Genomic DNA, 24,834 nt, shown 5'->3' on the forward strand with positions numbered 1-24,834 from the left:
AGTGAATCCTGACCTCTCGGGCACAATACGCACCGTGTCCCTGCCGGAAAGACTCGGGAGGCTCCGCCGCATCGACCGGATCGGAGCCGGTGGTTTCGCGACCGTCTGGCTCTACCACGACGACGAGCTGGACTCGCCCGTCGCGGTCAAGGCGCTCGCCGACAACTGGGCGCAGCGCACCGACGTCTGCGACCGCTTCCTCGAGGAGGCGCGCATCCTGCGCCGGGCCGACAGCGACCACGTCGTCCGGGTCTACGACATCGGCGCGGTCGACGGGACGCCCTACTTCGTCATGTCGTACGCCGACCGCGGCTCGCTCGCCGACCTGCTCGCCGACGGCCCCGTCGCGCCCGAGCGCATGGTCGACCTGCTCGGCCAGGCCGGCGAGGGCGTCGCCGTCCTGCACCGGCACGGCGTCATCCACCGCGACATCAAGCCCCAGAACCTGCTCCTGCGCTCCACCCCCGACGGCGGCGAGCGGGTGCTCGTCGCCGACCTCGGGGTCGCCAAGGCGATGCTCCACGCGAGCGGCCTGACCCAGGTGGTCGGAACCCCGAGCTACATGGCGCCCGAGCAGGCGACCGGTGTCGGGCTCGACCTGCGTGCCGACGTCCACGCGCTCGGCGCGGTCGGCTACCACCTGCTCACCGGGCGCCTCGTCCGCGAGGGCGGGATCGGTGCGCTCGCCACTCCCGAGCTGCCGCCCGCGCCCTCCCGGATCGCGGACGTCCCGGCGGCGTACGACGGCCCGCTGCTCCGCGCGCTCCAGCTCGACCCGGACGACCGCTGGCCCGACGTACCGACGTTCCTGGGCGGGCTGCGGTCCGCGAGCGACCTCACCACCAAGGCGCTGGGCGCCCCGCTGCCCCCGCCGCCCCCGCCGACGGATCCGGTCGAGCCCGCGCCCGAGCCCGCGCCCGGACGCCGCGGCGGGTGGCTCCGGCCCCTGCTCCTCGCCCTGCTCGTGCTCGTGGTGGCCTTCGCGGTCGCCTATGGAGCGACCCGGGTGGTCCGCGGTGACGGGGGCGAGCCGTCGGGCCGTGCCACCCCGGCCGCCGACATCACGTATCCGGCGCTGGTGGTCGACGACAACCGGGCCTACGACAAACACCAGGTCCGGTCGAACGGCGTGGTGTGGACCTACCCGGTGCCTCAGGGCTGGGCCGCCTACGGCTTCGCCCCCGACGGCAGTGCTGCCGGGCTCCTGGCCGCCGATCAGGTCGACCAGCGCGCCCAGGTCCTGTGGCGACCGCCCGACGAACCGGTGCGTGGCGGCTACAGCCTGCGGGCCCGGGTCCTCGGTGCGAGCACCACAGTGGACGAGCAGGTCAAGCTCAAGGCCAAGCAGGTCACGGAGTCGCCCGACCTCAAGGACGTGGACGTCTACCAGACGACGCCCGATGCGCTCTACTTCACCTTCAGCGACAGCGAGGGCCGCACCCGCTTCAACTTCTTCCGCTGGCTCCCGGACAAGCAGGGCAAGGCGTCGTTGGAGGTCTCCGTGAGCGGGCGGAGGGCCGACAAGGACGGGCTCACCGCGATGCTCGACGAGGTCACGGTCGAGGCCGCGCTCAGCCGGTGAACGCGTAGGCGTCGAGCGGGTACCGCTTCGCCGCCCACATCGTCTCCAGCGTCGTCGCCGCCCGGAAGGGCACGTCGCCGTTGTCGTCGAAGTAGTAGCTGTTGGCCAGCCCGCACGAGTCCTGGAAGAACACCTGGTGCCGGCGCCGCCCCAGCGCGCTCGCGAAGTAGCGCGCGTTGGCGGCCTCGGTCACCTCGACCCGGGTCGCGCCGACCTTGCGGGCCTGGCGCAGTGCCCGCACGATGTGCGCGCTCTGCGTCTCGATCAGGTTGAAGTACGACGAGCCGTTGTAGCCGTAGGGCCCCAGGATCGTGAAGAAGTTGGGGAAGTGCGGCACGCTCACGCCCTGGTAGGCCTGGAAGCGGTTCTCCTCCCACCACTTCTCCAGGTCGGCCCCCTCGGCGCCGCGCACGCTGAACGGCGGCATGTTGCCCTTCTCGAACACCTTGAAGCCCGTCGCCAGCACCAGGACGTCGGCGGCGTGCTCGACACCCTCGGCCGTGCGGACGCCGTCGGGCGTGATGGTGGCGATGCCCGCGGTCTCCAGCGTCACGTCGGCCCGGTTGAACGTCGGGAGGTAGGCGTTGGAGAAGCTCGGCCGCTTGCAGCCCAGCGCGTAGGCCGGTGTCAGCCGGGCCCGGATCTCCGGGTCGCGCACGGCCTGGCGCAGGTAGGCGTGGCCGATCCGCTCGCCGGCGGACGCGACCGGGACCAGCCCGGCGAAGTGCGCGGCGACCGGGAACGTCGCCTCGACGAACGTCTGGCTGGCCAGCCGGGTCGCCCGGCGGGCGCCCGGGACGGCGCGGAGCGCGGCGCGGGCCAGGCCCGGCAGCGGTACGTCGGGCTTGGGCAGGCACCAGATCGGCGTGCGCTGGAAGACCGTCAGGTGGGCCGCCTGCTCCGCGATGTGGGGGATCGCCTGCACGGCCGAGGCGCCGGTGCCGATCACCGCGACCCGGCGGCCGGTCAGGTCGACGGTGTGGTCCCAGCGCGCGGTGTGCATGACGGTGCCGGCGAAGTCGGCCAGTCCGTCGATCTCGGGGGTCTTGGGCTGGGTGAGGACGCCGGTCGCGCTGACCACGTGGCGGGCCGTGACGGGGGCGCCGTCGGCGAGGTCGAGGCGCCACAGGTGCGCCTCGTCGTCGAAGGTCGCGGCGGTGACGGTGGTGCGGAGGCGGGTACGGCGGCGCACGTCGTACTTGTCGACGCAGTGCTCGGCGTAGGCCTTGAGCTCGCGCCCCGGCGCATAGACCCGCGACCAGCCGGCGACCTGCTCGAACGAGAACTGGTAGCTGAACGACGGGATGTCGACGGCCACGCCCGGATAGGTGTTCCAGTGCCAGGCGCCACCGAGGCCGTCGCCGGCCTCGAGCAGCAGGTAGTCGTCGAAGCCCGCCCGGGAGAGCAGGATCGCGGCGCCGATGCCGGAGAAGCCGCCGCCGATGATGACGACCTCGTGGTCGGGCTGGGGGAGCACGGTCATGCGCAGAGGTCCTGTCGCTGGGCGGCGGACTCGCCGAGGATGATGCAGTCGACGTGGTGCTCGATGCCTTCGGCACTGCGGATCCCGCCGGGCACCAGGGCATAGACGGGCCAGGAGATCAGCGTGCAGTGGGGCTCCTGGAGGGCCGCGTAGTAGCGGCCGTCGACCCGCGGGCGGTGCCGGTTGAAGCGGGCGTCCGGGGTGAGCCGGCGACGGGTCCACGGGTCGCGGACCTGGAGGCGCAGGCTGAGCCGGGCGGCAGGCCGGGTCAGGACGCGCGGCAGCGGGAGGGGGACCGGGAGCAGCCAGTCGGGCTCCTCCTGGAACACCTTGACCGCGCGCGCCGTGCGCACCACCTCGGGCACGATCAGCGCCGCCTCGCGGCCGGGGGCGATCACGGCGACGCTCTGGCCGGTGAACGCGCGACCTCGCCAGGCGGTGCCGCGCAGCACCTCGCCGTCGTACCGGCTCATGAGGCGATCGGCTCGTGGGTCAGCTCGTCCACCCAGGCCTGCGGCCGGCCGAGCACCTTGGCCGGGACCAGCGAGGTGAGCCTGACCATCGGGTCCGCCAGCAGCCGGTGGTACGGCGAGGTGCGGTCGATGATCATCCCGGCCTGCGCCTTGAGCACGTGGTACGCCGGGATGCGCGCCGTGTGCGGCCCGCGCGAGCCGATCGTGGCGAACCTCTTCACCGCGTTGTAGAGCTTCTGCTCCGGCAGGCCCATCGCCACGATGTTGTCGCGCATCTTGTTGATGAGCGGGGTGAACACGACGATCAGGCCGATGATCACCTGAGGCTGCAGCAGCGCGGCCGACTCGATGATCAGCTTGTGCAGCGGCCCCGCACCGATCAGCTCGAGCACCTGGAAGTCGACGGTGATGTGCCGGGCCTCGTCGGAGTTGATGTGCCGGAAGACCTCGTGGCAGACCGGGTCGGTCACCTCCTCGAGGAGGAACTTCACGAGCGCGCCGTCGAGCGCGCACTCCAGGAGGGGGATCAGCGTGGCCAGACCGGTCAGCGGGATCGTGTCGCCGTAGTCGTCGAGCACCTTGATCGCGAGCTTGACGTTGACGTTGGGCTCCGGCGGGTTGCCCTCGGCGTCGAGCATGCCCCAGCGCTTCATCAGCGCGAGCTCGGCGTTGGCGTGCTTCTGCTCCTCGGCGTGGAAGTACTCGTAGATCCGCTTGATGGTCGGGGTCGGCGCCTTCTTGGCGAGCGAGGCGAAGCCGCGCGCACCGACGTGCTCGATCCACACCAGGTCGGCCATGAACGGCTGCATCTTGGCGCGCAGGGCGTCGGTCATCGTCTCGGCGCCGGGGGCGTCCCAGTCGATGTCGGCGAGGGACCACTGCTTGTCCTTGATGGTCTGCAGCATCTGGTCGAAGTCGAAGGTCGTGGCACTCATCGGTCGGTACCTTCCTCGGGGTCGGGGGCGAAGCGGCCGAGCAGGCCGGCGACGCGGGTGTAGGGGGCGGGGAGCAGGCGCTTGGTGCGCCAGAGGAGCTGCGCATCGAGCTGCGGGACGACGTACAGGCGTCCCTTGTCGTGGGCGTCGAGGGTCGTGCGGGCGACCCGGTCGGCGGAGAAGCCCGCGATCCCGGCGATCTTGCGGGCCAGGCCCGCCGCGCCGGGGTCGATCAGGTCGCCGTCGAAGATGTTGGTCTTGACGAATGTCGGGCACAGCACGGTCACCGCGACACCGGCGCCCGCGAGCTCGGCGGCGAGGGTCTCGGACAGGCTCACCACCCCGGCCTTGCTGACGTTGTAGGCGCCCATCCGCGGGGCGGCGGTGAAGCCGGCCGCGGAGGCGACGTTGATGACGCCGCCCCGGCCCGCGGTGCGCAGCGTCGGCACGAACACGTGGCAGCCGTGGATGACGCCCCAGAGGTTGATGCCGATCGTCCGCTGCCAGTCGCTCAGCGCGGCGTCGCCGACGACCCGGCCGCCGGCGCCGATGCCCGCGTTGTTGACGACGATCCGGGGCGGGCCGTCGAGCCAGTCGAGCGCGGTGTCGTGGACCCGCTGGACCTGGGCGACGTCCGCGACGTCGCAGTCGACGGCGAGCGCCCGGCCGCCGGCCGACTCGATGGCGGCGACGGTCTCCTTGAGCCCGGCCTCGTCGATGTCGGCGCACACCACGCGGCCGCCGCGGCGGGCGAGCTCGCGGGCGAACGCCCGGCCGATGCCGCTGCCGGCGCCGGTGACGACGGCGGCGGCGTCCTTGGTACGTCGGGCCATGTCAGGCCTCCTGGGAGATCGTGGGGGGAACGAGGGTCAGGGCGCCGCGCCGGCGCTGGATCTCGAGCTGCTCGTCGACGAAGGCCGCGGCGGCGTCGAGCGCCTGCTCGGCCTCCGGTACGACGCGCGGCAGCGCCTGGAAGACGTGCATCTGGTCGGGCCAGACCTCCAGCCGGCAGTCGGCGCCGGCGGTGGTCAGGCCGCGGGCCAGCTCGATCGCGTCGGCGGCGAGCATCTCCCGGGCGCCGGCCTGGACCAGAGTCGGCGGGAACCGGTCGGCGCCGTCGAACGAGAACCGCAGCCGGGGCGCCTGCGGGTCGTGCCCGGCGAGGTAGAGGTCGAGCATCCGGGCCGCCTTGGCCGCGGAGATCATCGGGTCGCGGCGCATCCGCTCGCGCGCGGCGGCCAGCGACATCGTCAGGTCGAGGACGGGGGAGAAGGCGACCAGCGCGGCCGGGGCGGGACGCCCCTCGCGGATCAGCTCGAGGGCGAGGTCGACGCACAGGTGGCCGCCGGCCGAGTCGCCGGCGAGCACGATCCGGGCCGGGTCGTGGCCCTCGCCGAGCAGCCACTCGTACGCCGCGCGGACGTCGTCCGCCGCGCTCGGGAAGCGGTGCGAGGGGGCGAGCCGGTAGTCGCACGCGAACACCGGCAGCCCGGTGCGCGCGGAGAGCCGGGTGGTGATGCCGCGGTGGGTGCGCGCGGAGCAGATCGTGTAGGCGCTGCCGTGCACGTAGAGGACGACCGCGTCGTCGCGCTCGGCGCGCGGCGCCCGGACCCACTCGCCCCGCGCTGTGGGCCCGGCCGGCGCGACCTGGGCGTGCTCGACCCGCACCACCCGGCTGCCGCGCAGCGGCGGGCCGAACGCCCACAGGCTGCTCGCCACGAGCCGGCGCGAGAAGCGGATGCCCGTGCGGTTCATCGGGATCACCGTGGTGAGCGGCCGCAGCGTCACCGACGTCAGGTCGGCGGCGAGCCGGCTGCGCAGGGAGCCGCGCCCGGTGCTCACGTCATTGTGAAGGCGCATGCCCTCACATTGCATTCTGAGGGCGGGTGCCGTCAAGATGTTCGTATGGATGCCGCCCGGGCGAAGAGCGCCGCGACCAGCGCCGCGCCCCGCCGCCGCTACGGCGGCAAGTCGGCCGAGCAGCGCCGCGCCGAGCGCCACGAGGCGCTGCTCGTCGCGGCCCAGGAGATCTGGCAGGAGAGCGGCTGGGCGGCGGTCACCATGCGTGGGGTGTGCGCGCGGGCCGGGCTCACCGACCGGTACTTCTACGAGAGCTTCGCCGACCGCGACGCCCTGCTCGCGGCCATCTGGGACCAGGTCCGCGACGAGACCCTCGCCATGATGCTCGGCGCCATCGCCCCCCACGTCGACGACGCCCCGCTGGTCCAGCTCCGGGCGGCGCTCGCGGCCGTCGTCCACCACATCGGCGACGAGCCGCACCGTGCCCAGATCGTCTTCGGCGACCACGCCGGCAGCGCGATCCTGGAGCAGCGCCGGCGCGAGACGATCCAGCTCTCGGTCGACCTGCTCATCGACCTCGCCCGCCCCTACCTGCGCCCCGACGCCGACGAGACCGGCCTGCGGATCAGCGTGCTGCTGGGCATCGGCGGCTTCGTCGAGACCGTCCTCGCCTGGCGCTCCGGCCTCGTCGAGGTCGACGCGGACGAGCTGGTCGAGCACCTGGCCGGCGTCGGCGCGAGTCTCGCGCCGCGCTTCCTGCGGCCCGAGGGCGGATCGTCGCGTCCCTAGGGCGTGGTCCGGGGCCGCTGCCCGCGGCGAAGCAGGTCGGCCTCACGCTTGGTCAGCTCGTCGAGTGCGGCCGGCGGGACCAGCCGGAACACGTCCGGGCTGATCTCGACGCGCCGTGGCGGAGCCTGGTTGGCAGGCGCGACGCCGTAGCCGACCGTGCCGCCCTTGAACCGCAGGTTGGCCCAGTTGTCCTGCGCGGTCAGGGTGCCGGTCCGCCCGTTCTTATTGATGTCGGCGCGGACCCCGCCGGTGGAGATCGTCCCGTTACAGCTCCAATCGATGCCGCCGGCCGCGTCGCCACTGGTGCGCGCGGCACCGGAGCCGGGGCAGTACCAGATCGTGCGCCAGCCCACGGCGCCGAGCCCGAGGCCGCGCGACTCGACGAGGGAGCGCTCGTCGAGGACGGGGTGGGCGTCGTCGGAGTAGCCGAAGTAGGAGGACCCGCTCGTGCGGGGGACGCCGACCAGCTGGAACGAGTAGTTCATGACACTGAGGTAGTTGGGCTTGTAGTGGGTGTCGTCGACACCGCCGTGGCGCAGCCCGAGCGTGTGGCCGAGCTCGTGGACGAAGGTGCCGACCATCTGGTCGTCGGTCCGTGCCCAGCCGCAGGTGTCGCCGAGCGTCACCACGAACGTGTCCGAGGGGATGCCGAGCGCGACGCCGCTGCTGCAGCCGCTGTTGTAGCGGTCCGCCCAGACCATGTAGCGGAAGATCTCGGCCCGAGCGGGCGCGAAGTGGGCCGTGCGGAGCGCGCGGATCTCGGTCGCGTAGGGGGACAGGTTGGTGTCGAGGGGGACTTGGCCGGCCCCACCGAGGTCGTACGTCGTGCGGCCCGGGTAGGCGCCGCCGTCGAGGTGGATCCGGATCCCGGCAGTCCCGTCAGGGTTGTCGACCGGAGCCGCGGCGAACACCTGGACCACCCGGTCGAGGACGGTCACCGACGGCCGCAACCCCGGCATCCAGTCCAGCTCGACGAACAGGTCCTTGTGGCGTGGATCGGCGCCCAACGCTGGGAGGTCGACGTCGATGACGCCATCGCCGTCGGCGTCGTAGCCGTCGGTCTCCCAGTCGTCGAGCAAGCCGTCACCGTCGGTGTCGGTGGTGGCTGCGGCCGGTGCGGCCGGTGCGGCGGCAGTCGCCGGCTCGCCCGGAGCGGTGAGCCCGACGACCGCGGTCGTCAGGACGGTCACCGTGGTGAGTACGGCGGTACGGAGCGGTGTCATCGGCGTCATGAGAACTCCCGAGAAAGAGGTGACCGCGCGCCCACGGTCGACTGCGGCTCACGCTAGTGACACAGGTCTCGCCTGGGAAGGAGAATTCTCAGGATTCTAGGGGGTGTTCGCATATCGTCGATTTGGGTGGAGCTGATGGAGTGCGGGCCATGAGACGCCTTCTCGGCCCCTTTCCCGCTGCCGCTCAGGACGCCGGCCTCCTCGTCGCGCGGCTCCTGCTCGGACTCGTCCTCGTGGCGCACGGCTGGCAGAAGCTCGACACCTACACCATCGACGGCACGACGGCCAGCTTCGATGAGATGGGTGTCCCGGTGCCCCGTGCGGCCGCGACGTTCGCCGCGTTCGCCGAGCTCGGGGGCGGCCTGCTGCTCGTCCTCGGGCTGCTCACGCCGGTCGCCGCGCTGCTCGTCGTCCTCGACATGATGGGAGCGTGGTACTTCGCCCACCGTGACCAAGGCATCTTCGCCGACGCGGGTGGGGGCGAGCTGGTCATGGTGATCGGCGCGGTCGCGCTGGTGCTCGGCGTGCTGGGATCGGGTCGTCTCAGCCTCGACGGCCTGCTCCGGCGGCGGGCCGGGGGAGCGGCCGCCTAGGAACGGCGTACGCCGGTCACGACGGTGGCCTCCCGGCCCTCGTCGTGGTCGACCCGCGGGGCGAGACCGGCAGCGCTGAGGACATCGGCTGCGACCGGGGCCTGGGCCGCGGAGACCTCCGACAGCACTGCTCCGCCGGTCCTGAGCCACTGGGGGGACAGCGCCGCGACCCGGCGCAGGAGGTCCAGTCCGTCGGCGCCGCCGTCGACGGTGCCCCGCGGCTCGTGGTCGCGGGACTCGGGCGGCATGAGCGCGACCGCGTCGGTCGGCACGTAGGGGACGTTGGCGACGATCACGTCGACCCGGCCGCGCAGTGCGTCCGGGAGCGGGGCGTCGAGGTCGCCGGCCACGGCGGTCCCGCCGACCGCGGCCAGGTTGCGGGCCGCGCACGCGACCGCCACCGGATCGACGTCCGCCGCGACGACGGTCAGGCCGGGGTGCCGCCGGGCGAGGGCCAGGCCCAGGGCGCCGCTGCCGCAGCACAGGTCGACGACCGTGCTCGCGGGCGTCAGCCGCTGCGCCGCCAGCTCGACCAGGTACGCCGTGCGCTGCCGCGGCACGAACACGCCCGCGTCGAGCGCGACCCGGCCGCCGTCGAAGGCGACCCAGCCGACGACCTGCTCCAGGGGCTCGCCGGCGATCCGCCGCAGGGTCAGCGCCTCGAGCTCCTCGGGGGAGCGGGCGGCCGCCTCCAGCAGCGCGGCCTCGTCCTCGGCGAAGACGCAGCCGGCGGCGCGCAGTCGGGCGACGAGGTCGGGCACGGCGCCAGCGTAGGGCCGTACCGGTGGGCTCAGGCCTCCGGCATCAGCCACCACGCGGCGAGGTACAGGATGATCCCGGTGCCGAAGCCGAACACGACGGCCGCGACCAGCAGGATCCGGACCAGGGTCGGGTCGACGCCGAAGTGGTCGGCGATGCCGGAGCAGACGCCGGCCACCATCTTGTTGTCCTGGCGGCGGGTCAGCCGGCGGGTCGAGGAGGCCGGACGGTTCGGGTAGCTGTCGTAGTTGCTCATGCCTCCACGGTGCCCGGTGCGCGGCCGCCGGACATCGGGGAACGACCCTGGTCGGTCCCGGATCCCGACCCTGAGACGCGCGCCGCGCGGGCCCTGCCAGACTTGTCCTGTGCCCACCCACCGACCACAGGTGGTCGCCCATCGCGGCGCCAGTCACGAGCTCGCCGAGCACACCCTCGGCGCGTACCTCAAGGCGCTCGACACCGGCGCCGGCGGCTTGGAGTGCGACGTACGGCTCACCGCCGACGGCCACCTGGTGTGCGTGCACGACCGCGACCTGCGGCGTACGGCGGCCACCAAGGGGCTCGTCTCGACGATGGACCTCGCCGAGCTCTCCGAGCTCGACTTCGCCGCCTGGAAGAACCCCTGGGCCGACCTCGACGACGAGGCAGCCGAGGAGGACGAGGCGCTGCGCGGGGTGCTCACCCTGCGCAAGCTGCTCGAGACGGTCGCCGACTACGACCGCCGGGTGGAGGTCGCGATCGAGACCAAGCACCCGACCCGCTTCGGCGGCCTGGTCGAGAAGCGGCTGGTCGAGATGCTCCGCGACTTCGGCTGGGACCGTGAGGGCGCGCCGGTGCGGGTGATGAGCTTCTCGTTCACGGCGCTCCAGCGGGTGGAGCGGCTGGCCCCCGAGGTCCGCCTCGTGCAGCTGGTCGACAAGCCCAACTACTGGCCGATGCTCAAGCGCGTGGTCGGCCGCGACTGGATCGTCGGCCCCGGGATCAAGATGCTGCGCGACCACCCCCGGGTCGCCGACTCGATCGCCCGCAGCGGGCGCGACGTCCACGTCTGGACGGTCAACAAGGAGAAGGACCTCCAGCGCTGCCTCGACCTCGGCGTCAAGGCGGTCATCAGCGACCGGCCGCGCCTGATGCTCGACCTGCTGGACGAGCGGTTCGGGCCCGACCAGTAGTTTCTGCCGCATGGCGAAGAAGAACCGCACCAAGTCCGCGTCCGAGACCCCGGCCGGCGAGGTCGGCCCGCGGCAGCCCTGCCCCTGCGGCTCGGGCAAGCGCTACAAGGCGTGCCACGGCGCGCCCGGCGGTGCCCAGATCTTCGTCAAGCGCCCGTTCGAGGGGCTCCCGTCGGAGTGCGACATCGTCGCGCTGCGCGAGCTGGTCCCCGCCGCGACCGCGCCCCTGACCCTCACCGGTGAGCACGCCGACCGCGTGGTCAAGCTCTGCACCCTGCTGCCGATGGCGGCGCCCGCGCTCGTCCGCGACAGCGGCGAGGTCTGGCTCGGCCTCCAGGTCCAGCACGGCTTCGGCGACCCGGCCCGCGACCTCGGCGCCGTCCTGCTCGAGGCGCTCGCCGCCGAGCCCGGCGCCGGCATGGTCGGCCTGACCGACCCGCCGGGAGCCGGCCCGCGCCTCCAGGACCTCGTCGCCGACGGCGACCTCGCGGTCGAGGTGCACGAGGGCTTCGACTACTGGGTCTCCGACATGGACCCGAGCTCCGAGCTCGCCCAGGCCCTGGAGCAGGCCGACGGCGCCGCCGCCCCGACCGCCCGGCTGACCGAGGTCACCGCGGCGTACTGGACCCGGATGGGCGCCAAGGAGCACCTGCGCTGGGTGATGCCCGAGCCCGAGGACGCCCTCCTCGACGCGCTCGCCCGCCTGCACGTGACCGGCGACGACGTGATCGTCCCCGAGGCCCGCTTCGTCGGCATGTTCCGCGCCCACGGCCTGCTCGCCCCGGTCTGGGACCTGCCGGTCGGCACCGGCGCCGAGGCTCTCGAGCAGCCGGCCGCCGCGTTCAAGGCCAAGCTCGACGCGGCCCTCGCCGACACCTCCGACCTGACCACCGAGCAGCGCTCGGCCCGCAACGGGCTGGCCAACCGCCAGGTCACCATCCGCTGACCCGGCACCCCGCGCGGCGGGTCAGTCGCGGGCCTGCACCGCCCAGACCTTGAGCCGGGAGTAGCCCTTGACCGAGACCCGGCGCAGCCGCCGGAACCGGTACGCGCCGGTCCCGGTGTGCTCGTCGGCGTCCTCGGTGTCCTCGGTCTTGTCGGCGGAGTCGTCCGCGCGGCCGGTCAGCGCCTCGTAGGCGCCGAGGTCGACCAGCACGGTGCTCGGCCGGGCCACCGAGGTGAGCCGGGCGGCGATGTTGACGACGGGGCCGAAGACGTCGCCGAGACGGGTGACCACGTCGCCGTACGCGAGGCCGGCGCGGACCGCGGGGAACGGGTCCTCGGGGTCGGCGCCGCGGCGGGTGAGCTCGAGGGCGACCTCGGTCAGCGCCTCGGCGGAGTCGGCGACGATGAGCAGCTCGTCGCCGATGTTCTTGATGATCCGGCCGCCGCGGTCGACGGTGAGGCCGAGCACGGTGGACTCGAAGGACTCCAGCCAGCCGACCAGCTCGCGGTCGGACAGGGTCCGCGAGCGCGAGGTGTAGCCGACGATGTCGACGAAGCACACCGCCAGCGGCACGGACGGTCCCGACGACCGCTCGGCGAGCAGGCGCGCGGCGGCGCTGAGCAGGTGCCGGCGCCAGACGTAGCTCTGGAGCTCCTCGACCCGCGGCATCACCTCGTCGGAGACCGCGAGCAGGCCCTCGGTCGGGTCCGCGCCCAGGTCCTCGGCGACCGACGCGAGGAGCGCGACCTGCCAGTCGGCCAGCCGGGCGAAGCTGCGACCCCAGGTCCGGACCAGGCCGTCCTGGCGCTCCTGGCTCAGCACACCGAGCCGGATCAGGTCGTTGGTCAGCTGGAGCGCGCGGACGTCGGCGCTGGTGAACGCCGCCTCGTCGTCCGGCACGTGCGCGAAGCCGAGCAGGTGCCACAGCTCGTTCGCCGTCTCCAGCGGTACGCCGGCCTGGGCCGCGACCTCCTGCTGGGTCAGCGCGGGACGCTCGCCGAGGAGGTGGTCCTCGAGCGCGCCGATGACCCCGCCGTCGCCGGCGGGGTCAGGCGTCGATGTCACGAGACGATCAGCCCGCGTTGCCGAGGCGCGACTGCGCGACCTCGACGAGCGCCTCGTGGAACGCCGGCCACTCGGCGTCCAGCTCGCGCAGGGTCTCGTCCGTCAGGTGGATCGTGTCGAGCGGCGTGAGCGCCACGATGGTCGCGCTGCGCAGCTTCTTGCCGACGATCGCGGCCTCGCCGACGATGTCGCCGGGGCCGAGCTGAGCGATCTCCGCGCCGTCGCGACGGACCGACACCGTGCCCGACAGGAGGATGTAGGCCTTGTCGGCCGGGGTGTCCTCCCAGATCGGCGACCAGCCCTCGGGGAGCTTCACCCGCCGACCGGTCGCGCTGATCCGCGCGATCTCCTGGGGGGAGAAGTGCTCGAAGAACGTTGCCATGCTGACCCTTTCGCTCGGCCGTCCCGTCGACCTTAGTGTGATCGGCGGCGGCTGGGGAGACCTACTTGCAACAACGTGTCCCGGTAAGTCGCGTTATCCCCCCGGTACGACGAGCGGGTCGCGCACCACCGGACAGCTCAGGCAGCGCGGTCCGCCGCGCCCCGATCCGATCTCCGACCCGGCGATCCGGATCACCTCGATGCCGGCCGCCTCCAGGCACGCGTTGGTCGCGTCGTTGCGCTCGTAGGCGACCGCCAGCCGGGGTGCGAGGGCGAGCGTGTTGTTGCCGTCGTCCCACTGCTCGCGCTCGGCGGTGACCGGGTCGAGCCCGGTCTCGATCCGGTGCAGGACGTCGATCCCCATCGCCGCGGCCGCGGCCACCAGGAAGGGCTCGGGCGGGGCCACCCGCAGCACGCCCGTGCCCGGCTCGGCCTCGGTGATCGCATGGGCGGTGAGGCTGTCGGCGACGTGGGGGTACATCACCACCCGGTCGACGTCGACCATCGTGCAGACCGTGTCGAGGTGCATGGTGGCGCGCTCGCGCGGGATCGGTACGGCGAGCAGCGTGGTCGCCACCCCCGCCGCGAACGCCTCGCGGGCCAGCCGCTCCGCACCCGCCGCGGTGGTCCGCTCACCGACGCCGACGGCGAGCACCCCGGCGCCAGCTGGAGCACGTCGCCGCCCTCGACCGGCTCGCGGTCGTGGCCGTGGAGCAGCCCGGCGCCCGCGAAGCGCGGGTGGTGGCGGTAGATCAGCCCGGTCAGGTGGGCCTCGCGCCGCCGGGCCTCGGTGGCCAGCGAGGTCACCGCGACCCGGTCGCGCAGCCACACCGAGGAGTCGCGGGTGAAGAGCAGGTTCGGCAGCGGGTCGAGGAGGAAGCCGTCCGGCGCCAGCAGCGAGGTGACGAGCGTCCCGCGGATCCCCGCGCGCACCTCGTCGTTGCGCACCCCGGCCGTCAGCAGCCGGGTCAGGTCCTCGGGAGCCGCGTCGAGGAACAGTCCCCGCAGGTGGTCGCGGACCGCGTCGCCGAGGTCGCGGGCGTTGCGTCCGGCGAGGGTGGTCTCGACGATCGCGGCCCGCGCGTCGTCGTACTGGAGGGTCTGGGTGAGCAGCTCGGTCAGGTAGAGCACCTCGACGTCGCGCTCGCGCAGCGCCGCGGCGAAGGCGTCGTGCTCGTCCTGCGCCTGGCCCACCCAGGGGATGCCGTCGAACAGCAGCCGGTCGTGGTTCTGGGGGGTGAGCCGCTCGAGCTCGGCTCCGGGCCGGTGGAGCAGGACGGTGCGCAGCCGCCCGACCTCGCTGTCGGCTCCGGCTCTCGCTGGGCTCGCCATGGCCCCACCCTAGGCGGCGGGGCCCGACCGCCCGGTCAGCCTCGGGTGGGGTCGGCCGGGTAGACCCCGAGAACCTTGATGTCGGTCGTGAAGAAGGTCAGCTCCTCGAGCGCCCGCTTGAGACCGGGGTCGTCGGGGTGGCCGTCGACCTCGGCGAGGAACTGGGTCGCGGCGAAGTGCCCGCCCACCATGTAGCTCTCGAGCTTGGTCATGTTGATGCCGTTGGTCGCGAACCCGCCGAGCGCCTTGTAGAGCGCGGCCGGGAGGTTGCGGACGTTGAAGACGAAGCTCGTCACGACCGGGCCGTTGCCCTGGGGCGCCTGGATGAACTCCGGCGAGAGCAGCACGAACCGGGTCGTGTTGTGGTCCTCGTCCTCGACGTCCTCACGCAGGATCTCGAGGCCGTAGATCTCCGCGGCCAGCGGCGGCGCGATCGCGGCCTGCGTCGGGTCGGCCGCCTCGGCGATCTCGCGCGCGGCCCCGGCGGTGTCGCCGGAGATGATCGGCGTCAGGCCGAGCTCGCGGATGATCTTGCGGCACTGACCCAGCGCGTGGACGTGGCTGTGCACGGTGCGCAGCGTGTCGACCGTCGCCCCCGGGTTCACCATGAGGTGGAACTGGATGCGCAGGAAGTGCTCGGCGATGATGTGCAGGCCCGAGTCGGGCAGGAAGTGGTGGATGTCGGCCACCCGTCCCGCGATCGAGTTGTCGATCGGGATCAGCGCCAGGTCGCAGTCCCCGCTGCTCACCGCCGCGAACACGTCCTCGAACGACGCGCACGCCACGGCTTCCGCCTCCGGGTAGTGCTGCTTGCACACGATGTGCGAGTTGGCGCCGGGTTCCCCCTGGTACGCGATACGGACCATGCGCCCAGCGTAGTGGCGGCGCGTGGCCGCGCTCGGCGGCGTCTCGTTGACTACCGTCGGGCCCATGGCCGTCGTCCTCGCGCTCCTCGCTCTCCTGCTGGCCGCCGCGGCCCTCGCCGTGGCCCTGCGCAACGGCCGTCGTACCTCGGCGGAGGTGGGGGACGACCTCCCTGCCGACGCCGCCGGCCTGCGCCGCGAGGTCGCCGCCCTCCGGGCCGAGGCGGCCGGCGCGCTGCGGCACCTGGCCGTCGTACGGTACGACGCCTTCGACGAGATGGGCGGACGCCTGTCGTGGTCGCTCGCGCTGCTGGACGACGCGGGCGACGGGGTCGTGCTCACCTCCATCCGCGGCCGGAACGAGGCCCGGACCTACGCCAAGTCCGTCGCCGGCTGGGCCGGCGACCAGGAGCTCTCGCCCGAGGAGGCCGAGGCGGTCGCCCACGCCCGCATGGCCCGCATGTGACCCCCGCCGAAGTCGCAGGGTTGCCCCCGCGAAGTAGCACGTTCCGGCGGGCGAAGTAGCAGGGTTGGCCCTCTGAGGGTGCAGGTTTCCCGGTGCGAGGTTGCAGGGTGGCGGGTGAGCGTGGTTGCGGTGGCGGCCGCGCTTAGCCGGCCGTCCCCCGCCGTCAAGGACCCTCGCTTCGCTCGGTCCGCTTCGCGGCGGGCTTCGGGCGTCCTTGACTGCGGGGCCTGACGGCCGGCTGGGCGGCGCGACAACGGCACGGGCTCCGCCCGCGCCGCCGCTATGCGGCCGCCACCTGGGGCGGCCTCGGCCTTCGGCCTTTGGCCTTCGGCTAGGTCGTGCGGGGGACCCGGACCAGCACGCGGCCGTGGACGCACTCCATCCGCAGCTCCGAGCCGAGCCCGATGGTGTCGCCGTCGAGCTGGCGGGGCACCTCCCCCGAGGCCCGTACGACGACCGTGCGCCCCGTCATCCGCGCCACCGACTCCCCGGCGTTGTGCTCGCGCCGGGTCATCACGCGCAGCACCAGCGGGATCCAGCTCAGGAACCGCCGCGGATACAGCAGTACGACGTCCAGCTGGCCGTCGTCGATCGTCGCGTCCGGCAGGAGGTTCATGCCGCCCTGGAGGCTGCCGACGTTGCCGATGACGCAGGTGCGGGCGCGGTGCTTGGTGAAGGGCCCGTCGTCGACGGAGATCTCGAGCTTCATCGTCGGGAACATCAGGCCCTTGAGCGCGGAGAGCACGTAGGCGAGCCAGCCGACCTTCTTCTTGAGGTCCTCGTTGACGCCCTCCATGATCGCGGCGTCGAAGCCCATGCCGGCCATCACCATGAAGTGCGTCGGCTCGATGCCGTCGCCGTCGACCTCGACCATGTCGATGGCGCGGTCCTGGCCGGTGAGGGCGATGTCGATGGCGGCGCGGATGAAGAGGGGGACCTCGAGGTTGCGGGCGAGGAGGTTGCCCGTCCCCGCCGGTACGACGCCCACCGGGATGCCCGTACCGGCGAGCTCGGCGCAGACCTCGCGGACGGTGCCGTCGCCGCCGCAGACGATGACCAGGTCGGCGCCGTTGACGGCGGCCTGCTCGGCCTGGCCGGTGCCGGAGTCCTCGACGGTGGTGAGGTACCACTGCGGGATGCTCCAGCCGGACTCGAGGGCCATCTGGGTGACCATCGTCTGGAACTGCTCGACCGACTCGACCTTGATCGGGTTGAGGACGACGGCGAGGTTGCGCGCCGACGGGAAGGGCTCGGGCAGGGGTTCGGCCTTGAGGGCGTGGCTGCGGGGGAGCGGGCTGTAGAGCGCGAGGGCGAGGAGCAGGACGCCGACGCCGAGGAGGGTGCCGCCGAGGACGTCGCTGGGGTAGTGGCGGCCGAGGAGGATCCGGTCGGCGGCGACGAGGGCCCAGGCGAGGACGGCGAGGGTGCAGACGAGCCGGCGCAGGGCCGTACGCCGGATGAGCATGGCGGCGACCACGATCACCAGGCCCGCGAAGGCCGCGGCGGCCGAGCTGTGGCCGGAGGGGAAGGCGTTGGAGTGCAGGAAGTACTCGGGGTCCTGCCAGACCGGGCGGCCGCGGCCGACGAGGACCTTGGTCAGGTAGGTCAGCAGGGCGGTGGAGGCCATCACGACGGCGATGAGGATGCCGGCGCGGCGGAAGCCGCGGAGCAGGCCGCCGGCGGCGAACACGATGGTCGCGATCGTCATCCAGAGGGTGCCGCCGGCCACCTCGATGAAGCGCAGGGGGTGCTCCAGCCAGGAGCGGTCGCCGGCCCACTGCCGCGCCGCCTCGCCGTGGCTGTCGAGGTCGGTCAGCCAGGACAGCTCCGCGGCGACGGCCAGGGCGATCGCGGCGAAGAGGACGAGGCAGACCAGCGCGGAGAGCAGCGGGGTCTGGCGGGGGCGGTCGAGCACCAGCGGAGTTTATCGAGCGTGGGCCCACGCTCTACGGTCGAGACATGACCTCCCCGTCGTACGCCACCCTCGGCCGCTCCGGTCTCGTCGTCTCGCGCATCGGTCTCGGCTGCAACAACCTGGGCCGTCCGGGCGCCGCCACCGAGTCCCAGGAGGGCACCGATCGCGTGATCGGCGCGGCCCTCGACGCCGGGATCACGCTCTTCGACGTCGCCGACACCTACGGCGCCACGCCGGGTCTGGCCGAGGAGCGGCTCGGCAAGGCGCTGGGGGCGCGGCGCAGCGAGATCGTGCTCGCCACGAAGTTCGGCATGGACATGCAGGGCATCAACGGGCCGGACTTCGGGGCTCGGGGCTCCCGCCGCTACATCCGTACGGCGGTCGAGGCGTCCCTGCGCCGGCTCGGGACCGACTGGATCGACCTCTACCAGTTCCACACCCCCGACCCGCGCACGCCGATCGACGAGACGCTCTCGGCGCTCGACGGCCTCGTCCGCGAGGGCAAGGTCCGCTACCTGGGCCACTCCAACCGCTCCGGCTGGCAGATCGCCCAGGCCGAGTACGTCGCCCGCGAGCTCGGCGTCGAGCGGTTCGTCTCGGCGCAGAACCACTACAACCTCACCGACCGCCGCGCCGAGCTCGAGGTGCTGCCCGCCTCGCGCGAGCTCGGCCTCGGGGTGCTGCCGTACTTCCCGCTCGCCAACGGCCTCCTCACCGGCAAGTACGCCGACGGCAAGGCCCCCGCGGGCAGCCGGCTGAGCTTCACCCGCCAGCACCTGCTCGAGGACGCCGTCTCGCCCACGCTCCAGGCCTACTCGGCGTTCGCGCGTGCCCGCGGCGTCACCGAGGTGACCGTCGCGATGGGCTGGCTGCTCGCCCAGGACCCGGTCACCTCCGTCATCGCCGGCGCCACGTCGATCGAGCAGGTCGCCGCCAACGCGACCGCCGACCAGTGGGTGCCGACGGCCGAGGACCTCGCCGAGCTCGACGCGCTCTTCCCCGCGCCCGACCGGATCGCCCTGTTCTGAGGGGTGACGGATAGCCTGAGCGCCATGATCGACCCCCGCATCCTCCGTGACGAGCCCGACCGCGTCCGCGCCTCGCAGACCAAGCGCGGCGCGTCCTCCGAGGTGGTCGACCGGGCGCTCGACGCCGACACCGCCCGCCGCGGCGCCATCGCGGCGTACGAGGAGAAGCGCGCGGCGCAGAAGACGTTCGGCAAGCAGGTCGCCCAGGCCCAGGGCGAGGAGAAGCAGGCGCTGCTCGCGCAGGTCAAGGCGCTCTCCGCCGAGGTCAAGGACCTCGAGGGGGCCCAGGCCGACGCCGAGGCGGCCTGGACCGACGCGCTCAAGGCGATCCCCAACGTGGTCGCGGACGAGACGCCGACCGGCGGCGAGGACGACTTCGTGGTCCTCGAGCAGGTCGGTACGCCGCGCGACTTCGCCGCCGAGGGCTTCGAGCCGCGCGACCACATCGAGCTCGGCCGGCTGCTCGGCGCGATCGACCTGGAGCGCGGGGCCAAGGTCAGCGGCAGCCGCTTCTACTTCCTCACCGGTGTCGGCGCCCAGCTCGAGCTGGCGCTGGTCAACCTGGCCATGGACCAGGCCCGCAACGCGGGCTTCACCCAGGTGATCGCCCCCTCGCTCGTACGCCGCGAGGCGATGGAGGGCACCGGCTACCTCGACCAGGGGGGCGGCGAGGACATCTACCGGATCGAGGGCGAGGAGATGTACCTCGTCGGGACCTCGGAGGTCCCGATGGCGGCGTACCACTCCAAGGAGATTCTCGACGGTGCGAGCCTGCCGCGCCGCTATGCGTCGTTCAGCCCCTGCTTCCGCAAGGAGGCCGGCTCGCACGGCAAGGACACCAAGGGGATCATCCGGGTCCACTGGTTCGACAAGGTGGAGATGTTCATCTACACCACGCTCGAGGACGCCGCGGCCGAGCACGAGCGGCTCCTGGCCTGGGAGAAGGAGTTCCTCGACAAGCTCGAGCTCGCCTACCAGGTGGTCGACATCGCGGCGGGCGACCTCGGCGCGAGCGCGATCCGCAAGTTCGACTGCGAGGCGTGGATCCCGACCCAGGGCAAGTACCGCGAGCTGACCTCGACCTCGAACTGCACCGACTTCCAGACCCGGCGGCTCGACACCCGCGGCCGGTTCGGCGACAAGACCGGGCCGATCGCGACCCTCAACGGGACGCTCACCGCGATCACCCGGACGATCGTGGCGATCCTCGAGACCCACCAGCAGGCCGACGGCTCGGTCCGCGTGCCCAAGGCGCTGCAGCCCTACCTGGGCGGCCTCGAGGTGCTCACCCCCGTCGCCGAGGCTGCCGGTGCCTGACGAGCGGCCCTGGCGGCCGCGCCTCGTCGCACTCGACATCGACGGCACCCTGCTGCGCTGGGTGGCCGGGCTCGGGATGAGCCACGAGGAGGTCACCCCGGCGGTGCACGACGCCGTCCAGCGGGTCCTCGACGCGGGCGCCCACGTCGTCCTGTCCTCGGGCCGGGCGCCGCACAACATGACCGTGGTCGCCGACAAGCTCGACCTGCACGGGCACGGCGAGAAGATCTGGATCGTCGCCGCCAACGGCGCCGTCGTGCTGCGCTACCCGCCGGCCGAGGTGGTCCACGAGGTCACCTTCGACGCCCGCGCGGCCGTCGCCGCCGTGCTGGAGCAGCACCCCGACGCGCTCGTCGCGGTCGAGGAGCGCGGCGTCGGCTACCGGGTCTCCGCGCCCTTCCCCGACGGCGAGCTCGGCGGTACGACGAGCGTGGCCGCCGTCGCCGACATGGTCGCCGAGCCGGTCAGCCGCGTGATCATCCGCGACCCCAAGGCCACCGCCGAGGACTTCGTCGCGCTCGCCGCCAACCTCGGCCTGCACGGCACCGACTACGTCGTGGGCTGGACCGCCTGGCTCGACCTGGCGCCGGTCGGCGTGTCCAAGGCCTCCGGCCTCGAGTACGTCGCCCAGCAGCTCGGCATCGACCGCGCCGACGTCCTCGCCATCGGCGACGGGCGCAACGACATCGAGATGCTCCAGTGGGCCGGACGCGGTGTCGCGATGGGTCAGGCGATCGACGAGGTCAAGGAGATCGCCGACGCGGTGACCGCCTCGGTCGACGACGACGGTGCCGCGCTGGAGATCGGTCGCTGGTTCCCCGCTCCCGGATCTGGTGGGATGGAGGGGTGACCTCCCCCGTCCGCCGGTTGCTGCCGCCGGCCCTGCTCGTCGTCCCGGCGACGCTGCTCGCGCTCGCGCCGGTGGCCCCGGCCGGTGCCGCGGGTGCCGCGGGTGCCGTGCCCGCGTCGGCCGGCGCGTCGTCGTACCCGGCGATGTGCGATGCGCTCGACCTCACCGACGAGACCGAGATCGACGCCCGGGCGCTGCCCGCCGACGACGTCTTCGCCGGCACCGTCCGCGCCGTCCAGCCGACCGCGGGCGATGCCCAGCGGGTCGGCTACCTGGTCGCCGTCGAGCGTCCGTTCCGCGGCGACATCGACAAGGACAAGCAGGTCCTGGTCACCGTCGACTGGCCCGCCGACGCCACGCCGACGGTCGAGAAGTCGCGTGCGTACCTCTTCTTCACCAACGACCGCGGCGGACGGGTCGTCGCCGACCCCTGCACCGGCACCGCGCTGCTGCCCAAGGGCGTCACCCCGCGGATCGCGGCCACGCTGCGCCGCTTCCTCGCCTCGGTCGAGCCGACCGCGCCGCCGAGCCCGACGCCGCAGCCGGTCGCCTTCAGCGAGCCCAGCGATCCCGCCGGCAACCCGCCCGAGCTCGGCCGCGTGCTCGCCTCGGGCGGCGCGATCGCGCTGATCGGCGTGCTCGGGCTGGTGCTGGTCTCCCGGCTGGGACGCCGCCGGGTCTAGCGGCCCCCGCGTGACCTACAGGTACATCCCGCTCGAGCGGCCCTCGTCACCGGTCTCGTCGGCCGGTCCCGGCTGACCGGGCTGCCCCGGCTGACCCGGCGCCCCGGGGACGACGCCGCCCGCGGCGCCCGGGATGCCCATGCCCTGCGGCAGCGCCCGGCGGATCTGCTCGAACTGGGCCCGGGCGGCCATCTGCTGGGCGTAGATCGCGGTCTGGATGCCGTGGAACAGTCCCTCGAGCCAGCCGACGAGCTGGGCCTGCGCGATGCGGAGCTCGGACTCCGAGGGGGTGACGTCCTCGGAGAACGGCAGCGAGAGGCGCTCGAGCTCCTCGACGAGCTCGGGGGCCAGGCCCTGCTCGAGCTCGGCGATGGAGGAGCGGTGGATCGCGGCGAGGCGGTTGCGGCTGGCCTCGTCGAGGGGCGCCGCCTTCACCTCCTCGAGGAGCTGGCGGATCATGCTGCCGATCCGCATCACCTTGGCCGGCTGCTCGACGAGGTCGGTCAGCGCGCGCTCGCCGTCCTCGTCGTCGTCCAGGTCGGCGGCCTGCTCCACCGCGGAGGCGGGGACGGTGCCGATCGGCTGGCCGTCCGGCCCGATGACGACGATCTGCTCTTCGCTGCCGGAGGCGTTCTCGGTCATGACCCCAACCTAGCCAACGAGCCGCGACGGCGCCGGGGTGGACCGATCCCCTCGTTGGGTGATGCCGGGCCCGGCGGGCCGGCGTACGTTGCCGGAGGGGGCGGGGCTGACCTGAGGAGGCAACGATGTTCATCCAGATGATCCAGTGCGCCTGCACCCGGCAGGACGAGGTCCACGCCCTGCTGGACGAGTGGCGGCGCGACCTGGCCCCCGGGGCGACCGGCTGGCTGGGCGGTACCTACGGCTTCACCGACGACGACCAGCTGATGGCGGTCGTCCGCTTCGCCTCGCGCGAGGAGGCGATGGCCAACTCCGACCGTCCCGAGCAGGGGGCGTGGGCCGAGCGGTTCACCGCGCTCCTGGACGGTACGCCGGAGTTCCACGACTGCGACGACGTCACACTGTTCCTGGACGGCGGCTCCGACGACGCCGGCTTCGTCCAGATCATCCGTGGCAAGGTCGACGACCCCAGCCGGCTCAAGGCGATGATGGCCGACACCACGATGCTCCACGAGATGCGTCCGGACATCCTCGGCGGCACGCTCGCGATCGAGCCCGACGGCACGTTCGTCGAGACCATCGCGTTCACCTCGGAGGCCGCGGCGCGCGAGGGCGAGCAGATGGAGCCGCCGGCCGACGTGCGCCGGGAGCTGGAGTACGCCATGAAGGGCGCGACCTTCCACGACCTGCACCACCCCTGGTTCGAGACGGCCTGAGGAGCCCGCGATGCTGCTGCAGGACTGCCAGGTCGTCGCCAACATCCCGGCGGCCGACCTCGGCCGGGCGCGCGCGTTCTACGCCGACACGCTCGGGCTGGAGCCCGTCGAGGAGAGCCCGGGAGGGCTGCGCTACCGGACCGGCGGCACCGACTTCCACCTCTACGAGACCGAGTACGCCGGGAAGGCCGGGCACACCATCGCCCAGCTCCATGTCGACGACGTCCGTCCGGTGGTCGAGGAGCTGCGGAGCCGCGGGCTGAGCTTCGAGCACTACGAGCTGCCCGGCGTCACCTGGGACGGCGACATCGCCGGGCTGGAGGGCATGGGGCACGCCGCCTGGTTCAAGGACAGCGAGGACAACATCCTCTGCCTCGACGACGCCCGGACGGGCTGAGCCCGCCCCCGATCGGGGTCCCGGGGCTCAGGGGGTGAGCAGGACCTTCCCGACGGCCTCGCCCGACTCGATGAGCCGGTGCGCCTCGGCGACCTCGTCCAGGGGGAGGACGGCGGAGACCACCGGCTGGACCTGGCCGTCGGCGACCAGCGGCCACACGTGCTCGACGACGGACGCGCAGATCCGGGCCTTGCTCTCGATCGGCCGCGAGCGCAGCGCCGTCGCGATCACCGCACCGCGCTTGGACAGCAGCTGGCCGATGTTGAGCTCGGCCTTGGCCCCGCCCTGCATCCCGATGATGACGAGGCGACCCTCGTCGGCGAGCACGTCGACATTGCGGCCGAGGTACTTCGCGCCCATGTTGTCGAGGACGACATCGGCGCCCGCGCCGCCGGTCGCCGTCCGCACCACCTCGACGAAGTCCTCGTCGCGGTAGTTGATCGCGACCTCGGCGCCGAGCTCGCGGCACCGCTCCAGCTTGTCGGCGCTGCCGGCGGTGGTGAACACCCGCGCCCCGGACGCCGCGGCGAGCTGGATCGCGAACGTACCGATCCCGCCGCCCCCGCCGTGCACGAGGAAGACCTCGTCGGGGCGCAGGGCCGCGACCATGAAGACGTTGGACCACACCGTGCACGCCACCTCGGGCAGCGCCGCCGCGGTGACCAGGTCGATGCCGTCGGGGACGGGCATCACCTGCCCCGCCGGTACGACGACCCGGCTCGCGTAGCCGCCGCCGGCGAGCAGCGCGCACACCGCGTCGCCCACGGCCCAGCCGGTGACGCCCTCACCGAGCGCGGCGACCGTGCCACTGCACTCCAGGCCGATCACGTCCGACGCGCCTGGCGGCGGCGGGTAGAAGCCCTGGCGCTGCAGCAGGTCGGCCCGGTTGACGGCCGTGGCCGCCACGTCCAGGAGGATCTCGCCGGGGCCCGGGACCGGGTCGGGGAGCTCGCTGACGACGAGGGTCTCGGGGCCTCCGGGGGCGGTCTGGGTGACGGCACGCATGGCGGCCAGTCTGTCAGCCGGTCCGGCGTGCACGCGCTGGACCAGCCCTAGACCAGGGAGTCGGCCTCGTCCTCGTCGTACTCGGACGCGGAGAGCTCGGCGACCTCGACGTCCTCGTCCTCCTCCTCGACCGCGCCGGCCGGCCGGTCCCAGGACTCGGCGAGCGCCTGGGCCTTGGCGGCGAGGCGTTCGACCTGGTCGGGATCGGCGCCCTGCTCCCCGGCGGCGAAGCCGAGCAGGAAGGCGGTCACGAAGCCCGCGGCGGGGTGGACGTTCTCGCGCGTGATCCCGGCGAGGTCGACCAGCAGGCCTTCGTCAGCCTCGGCCTCGACGTCGAGGGCATCGCACAACTCATCGATCCAGTCGTGGAGGTTCACCCGACCAGAGTGATACGAGGGGCCCGGACCTGA

27 protein-coding genes and 1 pseudogene are annotated in these 24,834 nt (G+C 73.0%); 12 read left to right on the forward strand and 16 right to left on the reverse strand.

The annotated features are described in order from the left end of the window. Window positions 1-34: 34 nt before the first annotated feature. Entirely contained in the window at window positions 35-1,582 is a 1,548-nt protein-coding gene (locus tag M0M48_RS26350) for a serine/threonine-protein kinase (protein ID WP_257753394.1), read from the forward strand. On the opposite strand, the gene M0M48_RS26355 is transcribed toward M0M48_RS26350, so the two are convergent. The 5 genes from M0M48_RS26355 to M0M48_RS26375 are packed head-to-tail and all read right to left on the reverse strand — an operon-like array spanning window position 1,572 to window position 6,333. Continuing rightward, window positions 1,572-3,065 carry a flavin-containing monooxygenase gene (locus tag M0M48_RS26355; RefSeq protein WP_257753395.1) on the reverse strand — a complete coding sequence of 498 codons (1,494 nt, stop codon included), beginning with the start codon at window positions 3,063-3,065 and terminating at the stop codon, window positions 1,572-1,574. The genes M0M48_RS26350 and M0M48_RS26355 overlap by 11 nt on opposite strands. After that, a complete protein-coding gene (locus M0M48_RS26360) occupies window positions 3,062-3,538 on the reverse strand; it encodes a hypothetical protein (protein ID WP_215816759.1) in 477 nt (158 codons plus the stop codon). The genes M0M48_RS26355 and M0M48_RS26360 overlap by 4 nt, the downstream gene beginning before the upstream one ends. Further along, window positions 3,535-4,473, reverse strand: a complete 939-nt coding sequence (locus M0M48_RS26365; RefSeq protein WP_257753396.1) for a ferritin-like domain-containing protein — start codon at window positions 4,471-4,473, stop codon at window positions 3,535-3,537. Before M0M48_RS26365 ends, M0M48_RS26360 begins: the two co-directional genes overlap by 4 nt. Then, the gene (locus M0M48_RS26370) at window positions 4,470-5,306 is read right to left on the reverse strand and encodes an SDR family NAD(P)-dependent oxidoreductase (protein WP_257753397.1); all 837 of its coding nucleotides are present in this window, start codon (window positions 5,304-5,306) and stop codon (window positions 4,470-4,472) included. The genes M0M48_RS26365 and M0M48_RS26370 overlap by 4 nt, the downstream gene beginning before the upstream one ends. Window position 5,307: 1 nt before the next feature. After that, window positions 5,308-6,333: an alpha/beta hydrolase gene (locus M0M48_RS26375; protein WP_257753398.1), complete on the reverse strand. Its 1,026-nt coding sequence runs from the start codon at window positions 6,331-6,333 to the stop codon at window positions 5,308-5,310. 45 nt (window positions 6,334-6,378) lie between these two features. Here M0M48_RS26375 and M0M48_RS26380 point away from each other — a divergent pair, with 45 nt between their 5' ends. Next, complete coding sequence (locus M0M48_RS26380) at window positions 6,379-7,062, forward strand: TetR/AcrR family transcriptional regulator (protein WP_257753399.1); 684 nt, start codon at window positions 6,379-6,381, stop codon at window positions 7,060-7,062. Here M0M48_RS26380 and M0M48_RS26385 read toward each other — a convergent pair. Further along, window positions 7,059-8,285, reverse strand: a complete 1,227-nt coding sequence (locus M0M48_RS26385; RefSeq protein WP_257753400.1) for a hypothetical protein — start codon at window positions 8,283-8,285, stop codon at window positions 7,059-7,061. The two genes, M0M48_RS26380 and M0M48_RS26385, sit on opposite strands and share 4 nt — an antisense overlap. Window positions 8,286-8,443: 158 nt before the next feature. On the opposite strand from M0M48_RS26385, the gene M0M48_RS26390 reads away from it, so the two are divergent. After that, complete coding sequence (locus tag M0M48_RS26390) at window positions 8,444-8,887, forward strand: DoxX family protein (RefSeq protein ID WP_257753401.1); 444 nt, start codon at window positions 8,444-8,446, stop codon at window positions 8,885-8,887. Here M0M48_RS26390 and M0M48_RS26395 read toward each other — a convergent pair. Together M0M48_RS26395 and M0M48_RS26400 are read right to left on the reverse strand one after the other, a co-directional pair. Beyond that, window positions 8,884-9,648, reverse strand: a complete 765-nt coding sequence (locus M0M48_RS26395; RefSeq protein ID WP_257753402.1) for a putative protein N(5)-glutamine methyltransferase — start codon at window positions 9,646-9,648, stop codon at window positions 8,884-8,886. The two genes, M0M48_RS26390 and M0M48_RS26395, sit on opposite strands and share 4 nt — an antisense overlap. 29 nt (window positions 9,649-9,677) lie before the next feature. After that, window positions 9,678-9,902 carry a PspC domain-containing protein gene (locus M0M48_RS26400; protein WP_215816766.1) on the reverse strand — a complete coding sequence of 75 codons (225 nt, stop codon included), beginning with the start codon at window positions 9,900-9,902 and terminating at the stop codon, window positions 9,678-9,680. A gap of 109 nt (window positions 9,903-10,011) precedes the next feature. On the opposite strand from M0M48_RS26400, the gene M0M48_RS26405 reads away from it, so the two are divergent. Together M0M48_RS26405 and M0M48_RS26410 are read left to right on the forward strand one after the other, a co-directional pair. Then, window positions 10,012-10,818 (forward strand): glycerophosphodiester phosphodiesterase, encoded by an 807-nt coding sequence (locus M0M48_RS26405; protein ID WP_257753403.1) that lies wholly within the window; start codon window positions 10,012-10,014, stop codon window positions 10,816-10,818. A gap of 10 nt (window positions 10,819-10,828) precedes the next feature. Continuing rightward, window positions 10,829-11,764, forward strand: a complete 936-nt coding sequence (locus M0M48_RS26410) for a DUF5926 family protein (RefSeq protein ID WP_215816768.1) — start codon at window positions 10,829-10,831, stop codon at window positions 11,762-11,764. A gap of 21 nt (window positions 11,765-11,785) precedes the next feature. On the opposite strand, the gene M0M48_RS26415 is transcribed toward M0M48_RS26410, so the two are convergent. From M0M48_RS26415 to M0M48_RS26430, 4 genes and pseudogenes are all read right to left on the reverse strand, one after another. Further along, window positions 11,786-12,829 (reverse strand): adenylate/guanylate cyclase domain-containing protein, encoded by a 1,044-nt coding sequence (locus M0M48_RS26415; RefSeq protein WP_257753404.1) that lies wholly within the window; start codon window positions 12,827-12,829, stop codon window positions 11,786-11,788. A 7-nt stretch (window positions 12,830-12,836) separates the two neighbouring features. Continuing rightward, window positions 12,837-13,211 carry a Crp/Fnr family transcriptional regulator gene (locus M0M48_RS26420; protein ID WP_257753405.1) on the reverse strand — a complete coding sequence of 125 codons (375 nt, stop codon included), beginning with the start codon at window positions 13,209-13,211 and terminating at the stop codon, window positions 12,837-12,839. A 93-nt stretch (window positions 13,212-13,304) separates the two neighbouring features. Continuing rightward, window positions 13,305-14,542: pseudogene (locus tag M0M48_RS31120) on the reverse strand (arginine deiminase). Window positions 14,543-14,577: 35 nt separating this feature from the next. Next, window positions 14,578-15,408: a prephenate dehydratase gene (locus M0M48_RS26430; RefSeq protein WP_257753406.1), complete on the reverse strand. Its 831-nt coding sequence runs from the start codon at window positions 15,406-15,408 to the stop codon at window positions 14,578-14,580. 64 nt (window positions 15,409-15,472) lie between these two features. On the opposite strand from M0M48_RS26430, the gene M0M48_RS26435 reads away from it, so the two are divergent. Then, window positions 15,473-15,871: a DUF4446 family protein gene (locus M0M48_RS26435; RefSeq protein WP_257753407.1), complete on the forward strand. Its 399-nt coding sequence runs from the start codon at window positions 15,473-15,475 to the stop codon at window positions 15,869-15,871. Between the two features lie 331 nt (window positions 15,872-16,202). Here M0M48_RS26435 and M0M48_RS26440 read toward each other — a convergent pair whose 3' ends face one another. After that, a complete protein-coding gene (locus M0M48_RS26440; RefSeq protein ID WP_257753408.1) occupies window positions 16,203-17,786 on the reverse strand; it encodes a diacylglycerol kinase family protein in 1,584 nt (527 codons plus the stop codon). Between the two features lie 44 nt (window positions 17,787-17,830). On the opposite strand from M0M48_RS26440, the gene M0M48_RS26445 reads away from it, so the two are divergent. From M0M48_RS26445 to M0M48_RS26460, 4 genes are read left to right on the forward strand one after another with little or no spacing between them, the layout of a single operon-like run. Continuing rightward, window positions 17,831-18,814, forward strand: coding sequence for an aldo/keto reductase (locus M0M48_RS26445; RefSeq protein ID WP_257753409.1), 984 nt, complete (start codon window positions 17,831-17,833; stop codon window positions 18,812-18,814). Window positions 18,815-18,838: 24 nt separating this feature from the next. Further along, entirely contained in the window at window positions 18,839-20,131 is a 1,293-nt protein-coding gene (gene serS / locus M0M48_RS26450; RefSeq protein WP_257753410.1) for a serine--tRNA ligase, read from the forward strand. Further along, window positions 20,124-20,981, forward strand: coding sequence for an HAD family hydrolase (locus M0M48_RS26455; RefSeq protein ID WP_215813859.1), 858 nt, complete (start codon window positions 20,124-20,126; stop codon window positions 20,979-20,981). Before serS ends, M0M48_RS26455 begins: the two co-directional genes overlap by 8 nt. Continuing rightward, window positions 20,978-21,664 carry a hypothetical protein gene (locus tag M0M48_RS26460; protein WP_257753411.1) on the forward strand — a complete coding sequence of 229 codons (687 nt, stop codon included), beginning with the start codon at window positions 20,978-20,980 and terminating at the stop codon, window positions 21,662-21,664. The genes M0M48_RS26455 and M0M48_RS26460 overlap by 4 nt, the downstream gene beginning before the upstream one ends. Before the next feature lie 15 nt (window positions 21,665-21,679). Here the strand turns inward: M0M48_RS26460 and M0M48_RS26465 are convergent, their stop codons facing one another. Next, window positions 21,680-22,306 (reverse strand): bacterial proteasome activator family protein, encoded by a 627-nt coding sequence (locus M0M48_RS26465; protein WP_215813856.1) that lies wholly within the window; start codon window positions 22,304-22,306, stop codon window positions 21,680-21,682. Between the two features lie 125 nt (window positions 22,307-22,431). Here M0M48_RS26465 and M0M48_RS26470 point away from each other — a divergent pair, with 125 nt between their 5' ends. Together M0M48_RS26470 and M0M48_RS26475 are read left to right on the forward strand one after the other, a co-directional pair. Beyond that, the gene (locus M0M48_RS26470; RefSeq protein ID WP_215813855.1) at window positions 22,432-23,022 is read left to right on the forward strand and encodes a hypothetical protein; all 591 of its coding nucleotides are present in this window, start codon (window positions 22,432-22,434) and stop codon (window positions 23,020-23,022) included. Between the two features lie 10 nt (window positions 23,023-23,032). Beyond that, a complete protein-coding gene (locus M0M48_RS26475; RefSeq protein WP_215813854.1) occupies window positions 23,033-23,419 on the forward strand; it encodes a VOC family protein in 387 nt (128 codons plus the stop codon). Between the two features lie 27 nt (window positions 23,420-23,446). On the opposite strand, the gene M0M48_RS26480 is transcribed toward M0M48_RS26475, so the two are convergent. Then, window positions 23,447-24,424: an NAD(P)H-quinone oxidoreductase gene (locus M0M48_RS26480; protein WP_257753412.1), complete on the reverse strand. Its 978-nt coding sequence runs from the start codon at window positions 24,422-24,424 to the stop codon at window positions 23,447-23,449. Window positions 24,425-24,471: 47 nt separating this feature from the next. Next, the gene (locus tag M0M48_RS26485) at window positions 24,472-24,801 is read right to left on the reverse strand and encodes a DUF6457 domain-containing protein (protein WP_215813852.1); all 330 of its coding nucleotides are present in this window, start codon (window positions 24,799-24,801) and stop codon (window positions 24,472-24,474) included. Window positions 24,802-24,834 lie beyond the last annotated feature (33 nt).

Source organism: Pimelobacter simplex (assembly GCF_024662235.1).
Classification (GTDB): Bacteria; Actinomycetota; Actinomycetes; order Propionibacteriales; family Nocardioidaceae; genus Nocardioides.

Bases quoted from the DNA above. Each gene is read 5' to 3' on its own strand.
- M0M48_RS26355 (WP_257753395.1), bottom strand. From the start codon at position 3,065: ATGACCGTGCTCCCCCAGCCCGACCACGAGGTCGTCATCATCGGCGGC.
- M0M48_RS26360 (WP_215816759.1), bottom strand. From the start codon at position 3,538: ATGAGCCGGTACGACGGCGAGGTGCTGCGCGGCACCGCCTGGCGAGGT.
- M0M48_RS26365 (WP_257753396.1), bottom strand. From the start codon at position 4,473: ATGAGTGCCACGACCTTCGACTTCGACCAGATGCTGCAGACCATCAAG.
- M0M48_RS26370 (WP_257753397.1), bottom strand. From the start codon at position 5,306: ATGGCCCGACGTACCAAGGACGCCGCCGCCGTCGTCACCGGCGCCGGC.
- M0M48_RS26375 (WP_257753398.1), bottom strand. From the start codon at position 6,333: ATGCGCCTTCACAATGACGTGAGCACCGGGCGCGGCTCCCTGCGCAGC.
- M0M48_RS26380 (WP_257753399.1), top strand. From the start codon at position 6,379: ATGGATGCCGCCCGGGCGAAGAGCGCCGCGACCAGCGCCGCGCCCCGC.
- M0M48_RS26385 (WP_257753400.1), bottom strand. From the start codon at position 8,285: ATGACACCGCTCCGTACCGCCGTACTCACCACGGTGACCGTCCTGACG.
- M0M48_RS26390 (WP_257753401.1), top strand. From the start codon at position 8,444: ATGAGACGCCTTCTCGGCCCCTTTCCCGCTGCCGCTCAGGACGCCGGC.
- M0M48_RS26400 (WP_215816766.1), bottom strand. From the start codon at position 9,902: ATGAGCAACTACGACAGCTACCCGAACCGTCCGGCCTCCTCGACCCGC.
- M0M48_RS26410 (WP_215816768.1), top strand. From the start codon at position 10,829: ATGGCGAAGAAGAACCGCACCAAGTCCGCGTCCGAGACCCCGGCCGGC.
- M0M48_RS26420 (WP_257753405.1), bottom strand. From the start codon at position 13,211: ATGGCAACGTTCTTCGAGCACTTCTCCCCCCAGGAGATCGCGCGGATC.
- M0M48_RS26430 (WP_257753406.1), bottom strand. From the start codon at position 15,408: ATGGTCCGTATCGCGTACCAGGGGGAACCCGGCGCCAACTCGCACATC.
- M0M48_RS26435 (WP_257753407.1), top strand. From the start codon at position 15,473: ATGGCCGTCGTCCTCGCGCTCCTCGCTCTCCTGCTGGCCGCCGCGGCC.
- M0M48_RS26445 (WP_257753409.1), top strand. From the start codon at position 17,831: ATGACCTCCCCGTCGTACGCCACCCTCGGCCGCTCCGGTCTCGTCGTC.
- serS (WP_257753410.1), top strand. From the start codon at position 18,839: ATGATCGACCCCCGCATCCTCCGTGACGAGCCCGACCGCGTCCGCGCC.
- M0M48_RS26465 (WP_215813856.1), bottom strand. From the start codon at position 22,306: ATGACCGAGAACGCCTCCGGCAGCGAAGAGCAGATCGTCGTCATCGGG.
- M0M48_RS26470 (WP_215813855.1), top strand. From the start codon at position 22,432: ATGTTCATCCAGATGATCCAGTGCGCCTGCACCCGGCAGGACGAGGTC.
- M0M48_RS26475 (WP_215813854.1), top strand. From the start codon at position 23,033: ATGCTGCTGCAGGACTGCCAGGTCGTCGCCAACATCCCGGCGGCCGAC.
- M0M48_RS26480 (WP_257753412.1), bottom strand. From the start codon at position 24,424: ATGCGTGCCGTCACCCAGACCGCCCCCGGAGGCCCCGAGACCCTCGTC.